Below are 16,308 nucleotides of genomic sequence, written 5' to 3' on the forward strand. Positions count from 1 at the left end.
GACCGGAGTCTGGCTTCGAGAGACTGGCCGCGAGCGAGCGGCCGGGTCAATATTATTGCAGCAGGGACATGACCATCGAGGACATGCTGTTGCTTTGTTTCAGCATTGCGGTACCAGCTTGCAGCAGCATTTGCGACGACGTCATGTTCGAGCTTTCGGTAGCGAAGTCGGTGTCCATGATGCGGCCGGTAGCAGCTTTGGTGTTGGTGGCGATGTTCGACAAGTTGGTGTTGACGTGGTCCAGACGGTTAGCCGTCGCGCCCAGTGCCGAACGCAATGTGCTGACGCTGTCGATGGCGGTAGCCAGCAGGCCGATATTGGCGTTGGCGTTGGACGTCAGTTCCGTGGCGCCTGCCGCGGCGGCGCTCGAGAAGTTGGCGCTCAGGCCGGTCAGGGCTGCGTTCAGCGAGCTCAGGTTGCCCGAAACGTCGAACGTCATTTTTTCCGTCGAGCTTGCGCCGATCTGGAACGTCATCGACGTCGACAGCGTGCCGTCAGCTGCGGCGCTACCTTTGCCCAGCAGCTTGGTGCCGCCGAACGTGGTGTTGGTCATGACGTTGTACAGTTCCTGGCCCAATGCGTTGTACTCGGCTTGCATGGCGGTCTTGTCGGCGGCGGTCGACGAAGCATCGGAAGCTTGGGTAGCCAAGTCTTTCATGCGCACCAGCATGTTGGTTACTTCAGCGAACGCGCCTTCAGCCGTTTGCAGCATCGAGGTGCTGTTTTGCGTGTTGTTCATCGCAACGGTCATGCCGCTCGTTTGTGCTTTCAGACGGGTGGCGATTTGCAGGCCGGCAGCATCGTCCATTGCCGAGTTGATACGGAAGCCGGTGCTCAGGCGCGTCATGGAAGTCGACAGTTTGGATTGGGTATTCGAGATCGAATTTTGTGCCGACAGGGAGGCAGCGTTGGTGTGAAGGCTCAGCATGGTGTCATTCCTAATTAGGTGGTTACGGTGAGGAGCGACGATTTATCTGCTCCTATCAGTACAAGACGACCGTGCCGCCATCTTAATTAAATGCTTTAAGGAAATTTTTTAAAATAAATGCGGTTTGTCGGTTCACCGGCTCGTCCTGATGCTGTTGCGGCAGGCTGGCGCCAGGCGCGCACGAAAAAAAAGCCAGACCGGAGTCTGGCTTCGAGAGACTGGCCGCGAGCGGCCGGGTCAATATTATTGCAGCAGGGACATGACCATCGAGGACATGCTGTTGCTTTGTTTCAGCATCGCGGTGCCAGCTTGCAGCAGCATTTGCGACGATGTCATGTTCGAGCTTTCGGTAGCGAAGTCGGTGTCCATGATGCGGCCGGTAGCGGCTTTGGTGTTGGTGGCGATGTTCGACAGGTTGGTGTTGACGTGGTCCAGGCGGTTAGCCGTCGCGCCCAGTGCCGAACGCACGGTGCTGACGCTGTCGATGGCGGTGGCCAGCAGGCCGATGGTGGCGTTGGCAGTGCTGGTCAGTTCGTTGGCGCCGGTCGAAGCACCCGACGAGAAGTTTTTGCTCAGGCCGCTCAGGGCCGTGTTCAGCGATGCCAGGTTGGTCGACACGTCGAAGCTCATTTTCTCGGTCGAGCTCGCGCCGATCTGGAAGGTCATCGAAGTCGACAAGGTGCCCTTGGCTGCGCCGCTGCCGTCGCCCAGCAGTGCCGTGCCGCCGAACGTGGTGTTGGTCATGACGTTGTACAGTTCCTGGCCCAATGCATTGTATTCAGCTTGCATGGCGGTCTTGTCGGCGGCGGTCGACGAAGCATCGGAAGCTTGGGTCGCCAAGTCTTTCATGCGCACCAGCATGTTGGTTACTTCAGCGAACGCGCCTTCAGCCGTTTGCAACAGCGAGGTGCTGTTTTGCGTGTTGTTCATCGCAACGGTCATGCCGCTGGTTTGTGCTTTCAGGCGGGTGGCGATCTGCAGGCCGGCAGCGTCGTCCATGGCCGAATTGATGCGGAAGCCGGTGCTCAGGCGCGTCATCGAAGTCGACAGTTTGGATTGGGTATTCGAGATCGAATTTTGTGCCGACAGGGAGGCAGCGTTGGTGTGAAGGCTCAGCATGGTGTCATTCCTAATTGGGTGGTTACGGGTAGGAGCGACTGTTTATCTGCTCCTACCCGTACAAGGCGACCCTGCATTCCACTTTATTAAATGCCGTATGGAAATTTATTTTTCATTGCCATAATGATAGGCTGTGCAAGTTCAATCGGCCACGCCGCCGTGTTCCGACTCCCATAGCTTGCGGCTGCTTTTCAGGATGTCGATGACCAGCAAGGCCTTCGCTTCGTCGGCGCACAGGTCTTCCATGAACATGGCGTTATTGTTGCGTACCCATTCCAGTGGCATTTCCCACCAGGCCAGCTCCAGCAGCGCGGCACGGACTTTTTCCGTGAAGCGGTAGCGGATCAGGCGCGCTGGCGAACCCGCATAAATTCCATAGGGTTCCGAACGGAAATTCGGTGGCAGCAGCGAGCGGGCGCCGATGACGCAGCCGTTTTCGATCACGCTGCCGCCCAGCACCATTGCTTCGTCGCCGATCCACACATCGTTCTTGATCACCGTGTCGGCATACTGTGGCGGCGGCGTATTTTTCAAGCCATCGCCGAGGATCGACAGCATGAACGTCGAGACCGTGCGCATTTCATGCTGGCCATTGAGGATGAAACTCAGGCGCGAGCCACCGGCCACATAGCGTCCGACGCACAGGCTTTGCTGTCCGCTGTCATATTTCACCAGTGAACCGACGCCGAAACAGGAGCCGCGCCCAATATAAAAGTGGCCGCTCTGCGGTTCCTGGTCCAGCCAGTTGCGGAAAAATTGATGGGGCAGGGTGCTGATGGCGCCATCCGCGTAGCCCAGTACCGTGAATTGCGCCGACCATGGGTGGTTCTCCGCTACGCCGGAAAAATTGGTTTCGGTGGAAATTTGCATCAGGCGATCTTCCGTATCACTTCTTGTTGCAGTGCGGGTGCGGCGATCATGGCGATAATGGCGTCCACGGTCGCCATCTCCAGATCGGGATAGATGGGCAGGCAGATCACTTGCGACGACGCCAGCCGCGCCACGGGCAGGTTCGCGTGCGCCGCGGACGGCATGCCTCGGTACATGGGGAAGTCGCTGATGAGCGGGTAAAAATAGCGGCGCGCGTAGATTTCCTGGTCGCGCAGCAACTGGAACAGGGCGTCGCGCGACAGCGGGTAGCCGGGGCCGACCAGGATGGGGAAATACGCGTTGTTGGCGGCCTCGGCATCGCCTTGCTGCACGCAGGTGATGCCACCGATGCCGGCCAGCTGCTGGCGGTAATGCGCATCGATCGCCTTGCGCTTCTGGCGCGCGCCGTCAATGCCCTTGAGCTGCAGCAAGCCGAAGGCGGCATTGATCTCGCTCATCTTGCCGTTGATGCCGGCGGCCACGACCGTGACTTCATCGACGAAGCCGAAGTTTTTCAGGTGGTCGATGCGTTGCTTGGTCTTGGCGTCGGGGCAGACGATGGCGCCGCCTTCGAAGGTGTTGAAGATCTTGGTGGCGTGAAAGCTGATCACGGAAAGGTCGCCGTGATTGAGCACGCTGCCACCGCGGTGGCGTACGCCAAACGCATGCGCCGCATCGTAGATCACCTTCAGGTTGTAGTTGTCGGCAATTTTCTCGATGGCTTCGATGTCGCATGGCCGGCCGTAGCAGTGCACGGGCATGATGGCGGTGGTCTGCGGCGTGATGGCCGCCTCGATTTTGGTTGGGTCGAGGTTCAGGCTGTGCGGCTCGATGTCGGCAAAGACCGGCTTGATGTTGTTCCACAGCAGGGAATGAGCGGTGGCGACAAACGAGTACGGCGTCGTGATCACTTCACCATTGATGCGCAGCGCCTGCAAGGCCGTCATCAATGCCAGCGTGCCATTGGCGAACAGGCAGATATGCTTGACGCCCAGGTAGTCGCACAGCGCCTGCTCGAGCTGCTGGTGGAACGGGCCGCCATTGGTCAGGATCTTGTTGTCCCAGATCGTTTCCAGATACGGCAGGAAATCCTCCAGCGGCGGCAGCAGGGGCTGGGTGACATAGACGGGTTTGTTTTTTTGACTGCTCATCATAATCCGATCGGCGGGTTGGGCACGGCCACGGGCGCTTCGAACGAAACTGGCGGCAAGCCTTCGCACCAGCGTTGCCAGGCCATGCGCAGGCCATTTTCCAGCCCTTCCGTGATCAGCTTGGGCTTGCCCAGGATCGAGCGCTCCAGGCGGTGCCGCATGCTGAAACGGTAGGCGCCCAGCAACATGGGGTTGGCCGCCATGGACACGCTCTTGCGCACGAAATCCTCTTCGTCAGTGGCGATGAAGTCATCGAGTTCGACCTGGCGCATGATCATGTTGCCGGCGCGGCTAGGCATGGTGGGACCTGCCGTCGTGAGCGTGGGCACGCCCATCCACAGCGCATGCAGGGTCGTCGTGCTGCCGCAATACGGGAAGGCGTCGAGGCAGATATCGATGCGGTGATGGATGGCCATGAATTGGGCCATGCTCGTGCGTCCTTCGAAGGTCAGGCGCTCCGGCGCAATGCCTTCTTCCGCGAACCAGGTAGCCAGTTGTGGCGGCGCTTCCGATTTCGGCATGGCCGCCACGATCATTTTGGAATCGGGGACGGCGCGCAGCACCCTGGCCCAGCGCGCGATGACCTGGCGATTGATTTTGTTGGTGCGGTTGAAACTGCCAAACGTGATATAGCCATTTGCCAATACGGGCGCCGGCTCAATGCTGGGCGCAAGCTCGGATGGCAGGAATGGCACGCAGGCGGGGAGCAGCATCAGTTTTTCGGAGAACTGGCTGCCCAATTCGTCCGGCGGCGTGAAGTACTGATCGCTCAGATAGTAATCGATCGCCTGCAGTCCCGTCGTGAGCGGGTAGCCGATCCAGCTGGCCTGGACTGGGGCGGGCTTGGCGGCAAACATGAGCAGCCGGTTCTTGCCCGTGTGGCCGGACAAATCGATCAGGATGTCGATGCCATCGTCGCGGATCAGCTGGCCCAGGTCCGGATCGGACAGGTGCTCGACCTGGCGCCAGTGGGGAATGACTTCCCGCAAGCGCTCCGTGATATCGTCGTTTTGCGGATTGTTATGGTAGGCATACAGTGACAACCGGGCGCCATCGGCGATATTCTCCAGGATCGGGATGAGGAAGTGCGGTACCGGATGGTTGAGCAGATCGCCTGACACGAAGCCTACCTTCAGGGTGCGCAGCGGGTCGCGGGTATTGTCGTGCCCGCGTGGGATTTTGGCGACGCGCTTTTCGAAGGTGTCGCTAAAGCGCTGATGTTCGGCAAACAGTGTCTCGGCGTCAATGTTTGCGCTATGCGACAGCAAGAACAGGTAGTTGCTGAACAGGGTTTCCCACAGCGGGCAAACGGCCAGCCCCTTGCGGCACGTTTCAATGGCTTCGTCTATTCGGCCGATATTGCTGAAAGTGGCACTGATATTGACGTAGGCATCGCGATAGTCTGGGTTGATTGCCAGCGTCTTGTGATAGCACTCGAGGGCCAGCAGGGGTTCGTTCATGATCACATGGCAATTGCCGAGCGCAAAGTGAGCGCGATCGAATTTGGGGTCGATAGCGAGAGCGGCAAGATAACTCTGCTTGGCCAGTTCGATTTGATTCTGCGCCTGCTGTGTCGATCCCCGATTAATGAGCGCCGAGGTGTTTTTTGGATTCAATTCCAGCGCGCGCGCGTAGGCAGCGATCGCTTCGTCGTACGCCTTCAATTCCTGTAGAACGACCCCGAGGTTGTTATGCGTCTCGCTATTGTCTGGTTCGTATTTAATTGCCTGGCGATATGGCGCGACAGCTTGCTCGAAGCGCTTGATGTTGTTGTAGTAGTCGCCCAGATGCTTGTGCATCGCAGCGTTCTCAGGTGCCATATCGACGGCCTGCTGAAAGTACTTCAGCGCATTGTCCCTGTCCTCGGCGGCTCCGTAGGCGATGGCGAGCTGGGCGCTCGCTGGCCCATCGTCTGGTTGCAGGTGATACGCACGCGTGCAGTACTCGATGGCTGCCGCGTAGTTTTTCTGTTTGCATTGAAGCAAGCCCAGATTGCTTAGCGCCTGAGGGAAATCGCCATCGAGCGCGATCGCCTGTTCATACGCGGCGATGGCTTCCTCAGCCTTCCCCATCCACTGAAACGCGCGTCCCAGATTATTGTGCAGCTTGGCGTCGTCCGCATGCAAAATGATGCCAGACTGGCAAATTTTCACCGCACTCTCGTATTCTCCGGCCTCATGCAGCGCCGCCGCCAAGTTGGCATGTGCCGCTTTGGTGCGTGGCGCCAGTTGCAGTACGGCCCGATAGCTGACGATGGCCGCTTGCCATTGTTTCAGGTCTAGCTGCGCATTGCCCAGATTCAGATAAATTTCCGCGTCGCCCGGCAGCAGGGCCAGCGCGCGTTGATAGCACGCGATGGCTTCGGCGCTGCGCTGCATGAGCTGTAATGTATTGCCGAGATTGAAGTGGCCCTTGGCATAATCGGGACGCAACGCCAGCGCTTGACGGTAGGCCTGTTCGGCCTGTTCCAGCTTGCCTTGCGCCTGCAGCGCTGCCGCCAGGTTGCCATGCGCCTCGACAAAGTCCGGATTCAGTTCCAGCGCCCGGGTATAGCTGGCCACGGCTTGCGCATACATACCCCGTTCCTGCCATGCGGTACCGAGGTTGCCATGCGCTTCGGCATCGTTGGGCGCCAGCTGCACGGTTTTTTGCAGGGCCTCGAAGGCATCCTTGCCCTGTAATTGCAGGGCGGTGCCCAGCACGCTCCAGGCAAAGTCGGAGTCGGGATAGCGCTGTGTCAGGGCGTGGCTGGCCACTTCCAGTTCGGCATGGTGGCCGGCTTGATACAACTCAATGACGTGCTGCGTTTCCTGCGCTGTGGGCGTGCTGGCGATCGCCGTTTCGATGCGGCTGCGCAAGCCTTGCGACTGTTCGTTGTCGAGACCGCGCGCGATGGCCGATGTGACGATCTCCAGCGCCTGTTCGCGTTCGCCCGCCTTGAGCAAGCCATCCGCATACGACAGCCAGAACTGGCCTTCGTCGGGGTTCACCGACAGCGCCTTGTGCAGATACGGCAAGCCGGCCTCGTATTGCCCGACCTGTCCCGCCAATAAGCCCATATTGTGGTTGGCGATGGCGTGATAGGGATGCGCCTGCAAAATCGCCAGGTAAAGCTCTTCCGCCTCGGCAAAACGGCCAGCCTGGTGTTCGGTAATTGCCTGCTGCAATTCGGCGTCGAGGGGCACTGCGGGAAGGGCGTTTGCGTTCATGGGCGGGCGGAAGGTGAAATAGTTAGCAGAGGGAATTGTAACTGGTGAAAGTGCTTCTGAGAAACTTTCCAGGTGGAATTTATCCAGGAATGCTGTCGCAATGCAAACTTGGTGTTGCTGGCTGGTCAAAGCGCGGGGAAAAGTGGCTGTTTTAAAAACCTTGCAGGCGGATGGGCGGCATGCCTTGCGCCGGGCTGCTGGTATGATGCCCGTGAATTGGCGTCGTCCTTGCCGGACGGCCGCTGTCCGATATCGTTCACTTTTCAGCTGGGATATGCAAAACATTTTGATCATTGGCTCGTCGGGCCATGCGAAGGTCGTCATTGACGTGGTCGAACGGCAGGGGGTCTTTCGCATTGCCGGCTTGATCGACCCATTCCGGACGGTCGGCGAGGAAACCTCGGGCTATCGCGTCCTGGGCGCCGAGTCCGATTTGCCGGTCCTGGTGGAACAGCTCGCCGTGCAAGGAGTGCTGGTGGCCATCGGCGATAACTTCGTGCGGTCAAGCGTGACCGCCCGCGTGGCGGCATTGTGCCCGCAATTGCCCTTCGTCAGCGCCGTGCATCCGCAGGCAAGCGTCGCCAGGGCCGTGCGTATCGGCGCGGGCAGCGTGGTGATGGCGGGGGCGGTGATCAATCCCGGCTGTGACGTCGGGCACGGTTGTCTCGTCAACACGCGCGCCTCGCTCGATCACGATTCCGTGATGGAGGCCTTTTCCAGCCTGGCGCCTGCCGCTGCGACGGGCGGCGGCTGCTTCATAGGCACGTGCAGCGCCCTGGGCATGGGCGCCTTGCTGCTGCAGCGCATGCGCATCGGCAGCCATTGCGTGATTGGCGCCGGCGCCGTGGTGACGCGGCCCGTGGCCGATCTGTGCGTCAGTTATGGCACGCCGGCAAAAACGATACGCAGCCGCCTGGCCGGCGACAAGTATCTGTAAGCCCACGGCAGCCGCAGCGGGGCAGCGCTACCGGCTGCGGTAGCGCTGCTGCTGCATGCCGGGCGACCGGCTTACATGTTCGGATAGTTCGGCCCGCCGCCGCCTTCCGGTGTCACCCACACGATGTTTTGCGTCGGGTCCTTGATGTCGCAGGTTTTGCAGTGCACGCAGTTCTGCGCATTGATCTGCAGGCGTTCGGCGCCGTCGTCGTTCTTCACGAACTCGTACACGCCGGCGGGACAGTAACGCGCTTCCGGACCCGCATACGTGGCCAGGTTGACGTCGACGGGCACGCTGGCGTTCTTCAACGTCAGGTGGATCGGCTGGTCTTCCGCGTGATTCGTGTTCGAGATGAACACGGACGACATCTTGTCGAAGGTCAACTTGCCATCAGGTTTCGGATACACGATCTTTTTCGATTGGGCGGCCGGTTTCAGGCATTCGTGGTCGCCATGCGAATGGTGCAGGGTCCACGGCGCCTTGCCGCGGAAGATCAGCTGGTCGATGCCCGTCATCAGGCTGCCCAGGTACAAGCCTTTCGACAGCCATGGCTTTACGTTGCGCGCCACGTGCAGCTCTTCATGCAGCCACGATTTTTCAAAGGCGACAGGGTAGCTCGTCAGTTCATCGTGCTGGCGCTGTTCGCCCAGCGCGCCGAAGGCCGCGTCCGCCGCCAGCATGCCGCTCTTGATGGCGGCGTGGCTGCCCTTGATGCGGCTCATGTTCAGGAAACCCGCATCACAGCCGATCAGCGCACCGCCGGCAAACACCAGTTTCGGCAACGATTGCAGGCCGCCGGCCGCGATCGCGCGCGCGCCGTACGAAATGCGCTTGCCGCCTTCGAAGAACTTGCGGATTTCCGGATGCGTCTTGTAGCGCTGGAATTCCTCGTACGGCGACAGGTAGGGGTTTTCGTAGTTCAGTCCGACCACGTAGCCGACCATCACCTGGTTGTTTTCCAGGTGATACAGGAAGGAGCCGCCGTAGGTTTTCGTGTCCAGCGGCCAGCCGCTCGAGTGGATCACCAGGCCAGGCTTGTGCTGGGCAGGGTCGATTTCCCACAATTCCTTGATGCCGATGCCGTACGACTGGGGATCCTTGCCGGCGTTCAAGTCATACTTGGCCATCAATTGCTTGCCCAGGTGGCCGCGCGCGCCTTCGGCGAACAGGGTGTACTTGGCGTGCAATTCCATGCCCAGCTGGAAGTCGGGGCCTGGTTCGCCATCGCGCTTGACGCCCATGTTGCCGGTCGCCACGCCTTTCACGGAGCCGTCGTCGTTGTAGAGGATTTCCGCGGCAGGGAAGCCCGGGAAGATTTCCACACCCAGGTTTTCCGCCTGCTGGCCCATCCAGCGCACCACATTGCCCAGGGAGACGATGTAGTTGCCGTGGTTTTCAAAGCAGGCCGGCACGGCGAAGCCTGGCGTTTTATACGCTTTCGTTTCGGTCAGGAACAGGATGCGGTCTTCCGTCACTTCCGTGTTCAGGGGCGCACCCAGTTCTTTCCAGTTCGGAATCAGTTCCGTCAGCGCTTTCGGGTCCATGATGGCGCCCGACAGGATATGCGCGCCCAGTTCGCCGCCTTTTTCCAGCACGCAGACGGACACTTCCTGGCTCTTTTCAGCGGCCAGCTGCTTCAGGCGGATCGCCGCGGCCAAGCCTGCGGGGCCACCGCCGACGATCACCACGTCATACTCCATGGTTTCGCGCGGTCCGTACTGTTCAACTAAGTTATTAGGCTGTGTCATGGTCTCGATTGTCAGTTACTCAATTAGGTAGCAAGGATAGGGAATAAAGCATCATCGGGGAAATTTAAGCACGAGTGTGCTTGTTTTTGGCGAGGATTGCAACTTTGGCGCCATTTTGCGTGACATTGCCCCTCGCCGCAATCTAAATCCGGCCATTTTGTGTAATGATGGCGTTTACTTTTGCTCGAGTGCGCTGCGGGGGAATTTGCCCGATTGCCATAGGCACGGCGTAAAGTGTTGTCTAAAATAAAACAGGAGTAGCTCGTGGGCATAGAAGTCAATTTCGAGGGCAAGATTGCCCTGATTACCGGCGCATCGAGCGGCCTCGGCGCGCGCTTTGCAAAAGTGCTGGCCCAGGCGGGCGCACAGGTCGTGCTGGCGTCGCGCCGCACCGAACGCCTGAAGGAGTTGCGCGCCGAAATCGAAGCGGACGGCGGCGCCGCGCACGTGGTGTCGCTCGACGTGACCGACTTCGCCAGCATCAAGTCGGCCATCGCGCATGCGGAAACGGAAGCGGGCCCCATCGATATCCTCGTCAACAATTCCGGTGTCTCCACCACGCAACGCCTGGTCGACGTCACGCCCGAAGATTACTCGTTCGTGATGGACACCAATCTGCGCGGATCGTTCTTCGTGGCCCAGCAAACGGCCAAGCGCATGATCGCGCGCGCCAAGGGCGACCCGAAGAAACAGCACCGCATCATCAATATCGCCTCGATGGCGGGCTTGCAGGTATTGCCGCAGATCGGCGTGTATTGCATGAGCAAGGCGGGCATGGTGCACATGACGCGCGCCATGGCCGTGGAGTGGGGCAAGTACGGCATCAACACGAACGCCATCTGCCCCGGCTACATTTCCACGGAAATCAATGAAGATTACTTTGCCACCGAGCAGGGCAAGAAGCTGATCGAAATGCTGCCGAATAAACGCCCGGGCAAGCCGGAAGACCTCGACGGCCTGCTGCTGTTGCTGGCGGGCGAGGATTCGCATTTCATCAATGGCGCCATCATTTCGGCCGATGGCGGCATGAGCACCTTCTAGGGCGTCAGCTTGCGCTGCAGCCCTAGCGCTGCAGCTGCAGTCCCACCAGCTTGTGCACGAGCTCCGACGACGTCGACGCGGCGAACTTGCGCATCAGCTTGGCGCGGTGCATTTCCACCGTGCGGGGGCTGAGGTCGATTTGGCGGGCGATGACCTTGCTCGTCTTGCCTTCCACCAGCAGGGCGGCGATTTCGCGCTCGCGCGGGGTCAGTTCCGCCGTCACGGGACGTTTCTCGCTCACATCCTCAAACGTCCAGATGCCCGGCCCCAGCGGTTCCTTCGGCAGCATGGCGTGGCCCGTGACGTGGCACCAGAACAATTCACCATTACTGCGGCGCATGATGCGCTCGTCCGAATAGCGGCCCTTGGCGTTCATGATGGGGATGATGCGGTCACCGGTGCGCAGGAATTCGTCGTGCGTGGGGTAGAGTACTTCGAACGACTGGTCGTCCAGCTGGGCGCGCGCATAGCCGAACATGGCTGCCAGCGCTTCGTTGCAGCTACGCATGATACGGTTTTCCGACATGCACATGCCCACGGGCGCGTGCAGGAAGATGCTTTCATAATCGATGGCTGACGCGGCGTTCATCTGATACGTATCACTCTCACAGGGGGATTGCCGGCACGGCGCCGGTAGTTCTACGGTATTGTACTTTCCACTCGCGTATTTTATGCTGAGTCGCTGCCTGAGTCATGGACTCAAGACCAAAGCTTAACAAAAGATAGAGGGACACCCATGAATAAAGTTTATCCTGACGCCGCCTCGGCGCTGGCCGGTATCGTCCAAGATGGCCAGACCATCGCCGTCGGCGGCTTCGGCCTGTGCGGCATTCCCGAAGCCCTGATCGGCGCCTTGCGCGATTCGGGCGTGACGGGCCTGACTGCCATTTCGAATAACGCGGGCGTGGACGGCTTCGGCCTGGGCCAGCTGTTGACCACGCGCCAGATCAAGAAAATGATCGCCTCCTACGTGGGTGAAAACAAGGAATTCGCACGCCAGTACCTGGCTGGCGAACTGGAACTGGAATTCACGCCGCAAGGCACCCTGGCCGAAAAACTGCGCGCCGGCGGCGCCGGCATTCCCGCCTTCTTCACCAAGACGGGTGTGGGCACCATCGTTGCCGACGGCAAGGAAATCCGTGAATTCGACGGCGAGCAATACGTGATGGAACGCAGCCTTGTGGCCGACGTGGCGCTGGTCAAAGCCTACATGGCCGACCGTGCCGGCAATTTGGTCTACCGCAAAACGGCGCGCAATTTCAACCCGAACGTGGCCATGGCCGGCAAGATCACCATCGTGGAAGTGGAAAAACTGGTGGAAGTGGGCGAGATCGACCCGGACCAGGTCCACACGCCGAGCATCTTCGTGCACCGCATCGTGGTCAACGCGAACCCGGAAAAACGCATCGAGCAGCGCACCGTGCGCACCGAAGCATAAAACAGAATACGGAGATTACTATGGCTTGGACACGTGACGAAATGGCCGCGCGCGCGGCAAAGGAATTGCAGGATGGATTTTATGTGAACCTGGGCATCGGCTTGCCGACCCTGGTGGCGAACTATGTGCCGGAGAACATCGAGGTATTCCTGCAGTCGGAAAACGGCTTGCTGGGCATCGGCCCGTTCCCCACTGACGCGGAAGTCGATGCCGACCTGATCAACGCTGGCAAGCAGACGGTGACGGCCTTGCCAGGCGCCGCCTACTTCAGCTCGGCCGATTCCTTCGGCATGATTCGCGGCGGCAAGATCAATCTGGCCATCCTGGGCGCCATGCAAGTGTCGGAAAAGGGCGATCTGGCGAACTGGATGATTCCAGGCAAGATGGTCAAGGGCATGGGCGGTGCGATGGACCTTGTCGCCGGCGTCAAGCGCGTTGTCGTGCTGATGGAACACGTGGCCACGGCCAAGGATGGCACGACGTCGCACAAGCTGCTGAAACAGTGCGACTTGCCGCTGACGGGCGTGGGCGTGGTTGACGTCATCATCAGCGACCTGGGCGTCATCGACGTGACGGAAAACGGCTTGAAGCTGGTGGAACTGGCGCCGGGCGTGACCAAGGAGCAGGTGCAGGCGGCCACGGGTGCGGAACTGGACGTTTCCGCCGTGTAAGCTCGGCGTAGCGTCGTATGGAAGCGGGGCGGACAGCGATGTCCGCCCTTTTTTATGCGCTCGCCTTGCCGCGCAATGCGTCCAGGCTGTAGGCGCCGGCGCCCGCTGCCGCGAAGTACAGGAAGGTGAAGCAGTACATGACGGCCATTTCGCCGCCGTTCAGGATCGGCAGGAAACCGGCGGGCGCGTGCGCCATGAAATAGGCGGCCGCCATCTGGCCCGACAGGATGAAGGCGACGGGGCGCGTGAACAGGCCGACCAGCAGCAAGGTACCGCCGACCAGCTCGATGACGCCGGCCGCGCCCATCACGGAAAACAATTGCAGGCCGTCGAACATGGCCACGTGCGGCGCGCCGAACAGCTTGGCCGTGCCGTGTTGCAGGAAGAGAAAGCCGAGGATGATGCGCAGCAGGCCCAGCAGGCGTGGGCTCCAGGTGGCGTAAAAAGCGGGCGAGAGGGACATGAGTACTCCATTCAAAAGTGAAGATGGTTCGGTGTCAGGCTTGCATTAACGCAATGTCATTATGCGGGAGCCTGGTGGCGAAAAGTAAGCAGTACTGTAATGGTTTTTCATTCATTGATCATCGTGATAAATATTGATGCATGATTTACTGTGTGTTGATGATGCGATATGGCCCGCGCACAATGAAAAAAGCCCCGCAGATCGCTCTGCGAGGCTTCCAATGGAGAGTACGGCTTACTTGACGATATTTACGCTTGGTGCAACGTAGGCGTCGTCGGTCGGGTGGGTGGGATGGGCCAGTTCGCTATGCAGCTTGTCCATGTCCAGTTCCTTTTCCCATTTCGACACGACGATGGTGGCCACGCCGTTGCCGACGAAATTGGTCAGCGCGCGGCATTCGCTCATGAAGCGGTCGATGCCCAGGATCAGCGCCATGCCGGCCACAGGAATCGTCGGCACCACGGCCAGGGTGGCGGCCAGGGTAATGAAGCCGGCGCCGGTGATGCCGGACGCGCCTTTCGAGGTCAGCATCGCCACGCCCAGGATGGTCAGTTCCTGCCAAATGGTCAGTTCCGTGTTGGTCGCTTGCGCCACGAACAGGGCGGCCATGGTCATGTAGATGTTGGTGCCGTCCAGGTTGAACGAGTAGCCGGTAGGCACGACCAGGCCGACGACCGGCTTGGAGCAGCCCAGGCGCTCGAGTTTCTTCATCAGGGCCGGCAGGGCCGATTCCGACGAGCTCGTGCCCAGCACGATCAGCAGTTCTTCCTTGATGTACAGCAGAAAGCGGCCGATGGAGAAGCCCGTGTACTTGGCGATCAGGCCCAGCACGACGAAGACGAACAGGAAGCAGGTCAGGTAGAACGAACCCATCAGTTTAGCCAGCGGAATCAGCGAAGCCAGGCCGTATTTGCCGATGGTAAAGGCCATCGCGCCGAACGCGCCGACAGGAGCGACTTTCATGATGATGTTGACCATGCCGAAGATGGCATGCGACAACTCGTCGATCAGCTTGGTAACGGGACGGCCGCGCTCGCCCAGCAGGGACAGCGAGAAGCCGAACAGGATGGCGATCAACAGTACTTGCAGGATGTCGCCCTTGGCGAAGGCGTCGACGAAAGTCTTCGGGATGATGTTCATCAGGAAGTCGATGGTCGACATGCCTTCGGCGTGCGTGTATTGCGCAATCGACTTGGCGTCCAGGTGGGCCGGATCGGCGTTGAAGCCGGCGCCCGGTTTGAGGATGTTAGCAACCAGCAAGCCGATGGCCAGCGCGAAGGTGGAGACCACTTCGAAGTACAGGAGCGCCTTGCCGCCCACTCGGCCGATTTTCTTGACGTCCTGCATGCCCGCGATGCCGGAGACCACGGTACAGAAGATCACGGGAGCGATGATCATCTTGATCAGTTTGATAAAGCCGTCGCCCAGCGGTTTCATGTCGACGGCGTTGGCGGGGTAGAACACGCCCAGCAGCACGCCGGCCACGATGGCGAACAGCACCTGTACGTACAGGATTTTATAGAATGGTTTTTTCACGAGTGGTCTCCTCTTGCGGGTTGATGCTGCGATCATCCGCGCATTGCCAGGCTGGCTCAATTGTGGATAACCGCAGATATGCATTTTCGCTATATCGGGTATTGCGCCATGGCGGGCGTGCCAGCAGTGTGCTGCGGCGCAGCATTTCAGGCGCGCGCTTGGAGCATTGCCCGCGCTGCGCTACACTGCCGTAGCGTCACGCGCGAGACAGCCGGCAAATCGCCGGTTTCTTTGTTTTTTACTACCAAATACAACACCTGACAAACCGGGGCGCAGCAGGTTTTGTCAGGCGTGCTAAGGAATCGCATGATCGAAGCTAGCATCAAATCCGTGCAATGCATCTCTCCCGCAGGCTTGCATACCATGTCGTACAAGGAGTGGGGCGCGCCCGACAATCCGAACGTGCTCGTCTGCGCCCATGGCGTGACGCGCGTGGCGGACGACTTCGACAACCTGGCGCGTGCCATGGCCAGCGATTACCGCGTGATCTGCCCCGACGTGGTGGGCCGCGGGCGCTCGGGCTGGCTGGCCAATCCCCAGTTCTACCGCGTGCCGCAATATGTGAGCGACATGGTCACCCTGCTGGCGCGCGTGTTGGCCAATGGCGAGCGCCAGACGGTGGACTGGTTCGGCACCTCGATGGGCGGCTTGATCGGCCTGGGCCTGGCGTCGTTGCCTCACAGCCCGATCAGCAAGCTGGTGCTGAACGATATCGGCCCGACCCTGGCGCCCGAAGCCTTGCAGCGCATCGGCGACTACATCGGCCAGGACTTGCGTTTCGAGACGTTCGAGCAGGGCGCCAAGTTCGTGCGCGACGTGTCCGCCAGCTTCGGCCCGCACACGGACGCGGAATGGCATAAACTGGCGGTGGATGTGTTGCGGCAAGATAAGGATGGCCACTGGCGCCGCCACTATGATATGGGACTGGCCATGCCGTTCCGCTCGGCCACGCCGGAATCGGCGGCCAGCGACGAAGCCATGCTGTGGGCCGCGTATGACGCCGTGCGCTGCCCGACTCTGCTGGTGCGCGGGTCGGAATCCGATTTGCTGTCGCACGAGACGGCCACGCGCATGCTGGGTCGCGGCCCGAAAGCGGAACTGGTGGAAATCGCCGGCGTGGGCCATGCGCCCACTTTCGTCCATGACGACCAGATCGCCATTGCCCGCAAGTTTTTGCTGGGCAAGTAATAATCAGTA

The 16,308-nt window shown here is 60.1% G+C and carries 14 protein-coding genes; 5 read left to right on the forward strand and 9 right to left on the reverse strand.

Annotated elements, in window-relative coordinates; all coding sequences use genetic code 11:
• Positions 1 to 52: 52 nt before the first annotated feature.
• The 5 genes from VM94_RS19195 to VM94_RS27370 form a co-directional block, all read right to left on the reverse strand.
• Positions 53 to 928 carry a flagellin N-terminal helical domain-containing protein gene (locus VM94_RS19195; protein WP_046684920.1) on the reverse strand — a complete coding sequence of 292 codons (876 nt, stop codon included), beginning with the start codon at positions 926 to 928 and terminating at the stop codon, positions 53 to 55.
• A 243-nt stretch (positions 929 to 1,171) separates the two neighbouring features.
• Entirely contained in the window at positions 1,172 to 2,047 is an 876-nt protein-coding gene (locus VM94_RS19200; protein ID WP_046684921.1) for a flagellin N-terminal helical domain-containing protein, read from the reverse strand.
• A 141-nt stretch (positions 2,048 to 2,188) separates the two neighbouring features.
• The gene (locus VM94_RS19205; protein WP_046684922.1) at positions 2,189 to 2,917 is read right to left on the reverse strand and encodes an acetyltransferase; all 729 of its coding nucleotides are present in this window, start codon (positions 2,915 to 2,917) and stop codon (positions 2,189 to 2,191) included.
• Positions 2,917 to 4,071 (reverse strand): DegT/DnrJ/EryC1/StrS family aminotransferase, encoded by a 1,155-nt coding sequence (locus VM94_RS19210; RefSeq protein ID WP_046684923.1) that lies wholly within the window; start codon positions 4,069 to 4,071, stop codon positions 2,917 to 2,919. The genes VM94_RS19205 and VM94_RS19210 overlap by 1 nt, the downstream gene beginning before the upstream one ends.
• The gene (locus tag VM94_RS27370) at positions 4,068 to 7,277 is read right to left on the reverse strand and encodes a tetratricopeptide repeat protein (protein ID WP_160309305.1); all 3,210 of its coding nucleotides are present in this window, start codon (positions 7,275 to 7,277) and stop codon (positions 4,068 to 4,070) included. The genes VM94_RS19210 and VM94_RS27370 overlap by 4 nt, the downstream gene beginning before the upstream one ends.
• A gap of 274 nt (positions 7,278 to 7,551) precedes the next feature.
• On the opposite strand from VM94_RS27370, the gene VM94_RS19220 reads away from it, so the two are divergent.
• Positions 7,552 to 8,214: an acetyltransferase gene (locus VM94_RS19220; protein ID WP_046684924.1), complete on the forward strand. Its 663-nt coding sequence runs from the start codon at positions 7,552 to 7,554 to the stop codon at positions 8,212 to 8,214.
• Between the two features lie 71 nt (positions 8,215 to 8,285).
• Here the strand turns inward: VM94_RS19220 and VM94_RS19225 are convergent, their stop codons facing one another.
• Positions 8,286 to 9,962 carry an electron transfer flavoprotein-ubiquinone oxidoreductase gene (locus VM94_RS19225; protein ID WP_175444538.1) on the reverse strand — a complete coding sequence of 559 codons (1,677 nt, stop codon included), beginning with the start codon at positions 9,960 to 9,962 and terminating at the stop codon, positions 8,286 to 8,288.
• 264 nt (positions 9,963 to 10,226) lie between these two features.
• Between VM94_RS19225 and VM94_RS19230 the strand changes: the two genes are divergently transcribed.
• Positions 10,227 to 11,003, forward strand: coding sequence for an SDR family oxidoreductase (locus VM94_RS19230; RefSeq protein WP_034752351.1), 777 nt, complete (start codon positions 10,227 to 10,229; stop codon positions 11,001 to 11,003).
• Positions 11,004 to 11,025: 22 nt separating this feature from the next.
• Here the strand turns inward: VM94_RS19230 and VM94_RS19235 are convergent, their stop codons facing one another.
• Positions 11,026 to 11,592 carry a LuxR C-terminal-related transcriptional regulator gene (locus VM94_RS19235; protein ID WP_046684925.1) on the reverse strand — a complete coding sequence of 189 codons (567 nt, stop codon included), beginning with the start codon at positions 11,590 to 11,592 and terminating at the stop codon, positions 11,026 to 11,028.
• 147 nt (positions 11,593 to 11,739) lie between these two features.
• Between VM94_RS19235 and VM94_RS19240 the strand changes: the two genes are divergently transcribed.
• Positions 11,740 to 12,441, forward strand: a complete 702-nt coding sequence (locus tag VM94_RS19240) for a CoA transferase subunit A (protein ID WP_046684926.1) — start codon at positions 11,740 to 11,742, stop codon at positions 12,439 to 12,441.
• Positions 12,442 to 12,461: 20 nt separating this feature from the next.
• Positions 12,462 to 13,112 carry a CoA transferase subunit B gene (locus VM94_RS19245; protein WP_035818065.1) on the forward strand — a complete coding sequence of 217 codons (651 nt, stop codon included), beginning with the start codon at positions 12,462 to 12,464 and terminating at the stop codon, positions 13,110 to 13,112.
• Positions 13,113 to 13,164: 52 nt separating this feature from the next.
• Here the strand turns inward: VM94_RS19245 and VM94_RS19250 are convergent, their stop codons facing one another.
• Complete coding sequence (locus VM94_RS19250; protein WP_046684927.1) at positions 13,165 to 13,575, reverse strand: DoxX family protein; 411 nt, start codon at positions 13,573 to 13,575, stop codon at positions 13,165 to 13,167.
• Positions 13,576 to 13,809: 234 nt separating this feature from the next.
• Entirely contained in the window at positions 13,810 to 15,147 is a 1,338-nt protein-coding gene (locus VM94_RS19255; protein WP_235432958.1) for a dicarboxylate/amino acid:cation symporter, read from the reverse strand.
• Positions 15,148 to 15,417: 270 nt separating this feature from the next.
• On the opposite strand from VM94_RS19255, the gene VM94_RS19260 reads away from it, so the two are divergent.
• Positions 15,418 to 16,299, forward strand: coding sequence for an alpha/beta fold hydrolase (locus VM94_RS19260; RefSeq protein ID WP_046684929.1), 882 nt, complete (start codon positions 15,418 to 15,420; stop codon positions 16,297 to 16,299).
• The last annotated feature ends 9 nt before the right edge of the window (positions 16,300 to 16,308 follow it).

It is taken from the genome of Janthinobacterium sp. KBS0711, assembly GCF_000988085.1.
GTDB lineage: Bacteria > Pseudomonadota > Gammaproteobacteria > Burkholderiales > Burkholderiaceae_D > Janthinobacterium > Janthinobacterium lividum_E.

Excerpts from the sequence above, each read along its gene's own strand:
- VM94_RS19220 (WP_046684924.1), top strand. The coding sequence starts at position 7,552 with ATGCAAAACATTTTGATCATTGGCTCGTCGGGCCATGCGAAGGTCGTC.
- VM94_RS19200 (WP_046684921.1), bottom strand. The coding sequence starts at position 2,047 with ATGCTGAGCCTTCACACCAACGCTGCCTCCCTGTCGGCACAAAATTCG.
- VM94_RS19195 (WP_046684920.1), bottom strand. The coding sequence starts at position 928 with ATGCTGAGCCTTCACACCAACGCTGCCTCCCTGTCGGCACAAAATTCG.
- VM94_RS19240 (WP_046684926.1), top strand. The coding sequence starts at position 11,740 with ATGAATAAAGTTTATCCTGACGCCGCCTCGGCGCTGGCCGGTATCGTC.
- VM94_RS19235 (WP_046684925.1), bottom strand. The coding sequence starts at position 11,592 with ATGAACGCCGCGTCAGCCATCGATTATGAAAGCATCTTCCTGCACGCG.
- VM94_RS27370 (WP_160309305.1), bottom strand. The coding sequence starts at position 7,277 with ATGAACGCAAACGCCCTTCCCGCAGTGCCCCTCGACGCCGAATTGCAG.
- VM94_RS19255 (WP_235432958.1), bottom strand. The coding sequence starts at position 15,147 with ATGATCGCAGCATCAACCCGCAAGAGGAGACCACTCGTGAAAAAACCA.
- VM94_RS19210 (WP_046684923.1), bottom strand. The coding sequence starts at position 4,071 with ATGATGAGCAGTCAAAAAAACAAACCCGTCTATGTCACCCAGCCCCTG.
- VM94_RS19245 (WP_035818065.1), top strand. The coding sequence starts at position 12,462 with ATGGCTTGGACACGTGACGAAATGGCCGCGCGCGCGGCAAAGGAATTG.
- VM94_RS19250 (WP_046684927.1), bottom strand. The coding sequence starts at position 13,575 with ATGTCCCTCTCGCCCGCTTTTTACGCCACCTGGAGCCCACGCCTGCTG.
- VM94_RS19205 (WP_046684922.1), bottom strand. The coding sequence starts at position 2,917 with ATGCAAATTTCCACCGAAACCAATTTTTCCGGCGTAGCGGAGAACCAC.
- VM94_RS19225 (WP_175444538.1), bottom strand. The coding sequence starts at position 9,962 with ATGACACAGCCTAATAACTTAGTTGAACAGTACGGACCGCGCGAAACC.
- VM94_RS19260 (WP_046684929.1), top strand. The coding sequence starts at position 15,418 with ATGATCGAAGCTAGCATCAAATCCGTGCAATGCATCTCTCCCGCAGGC.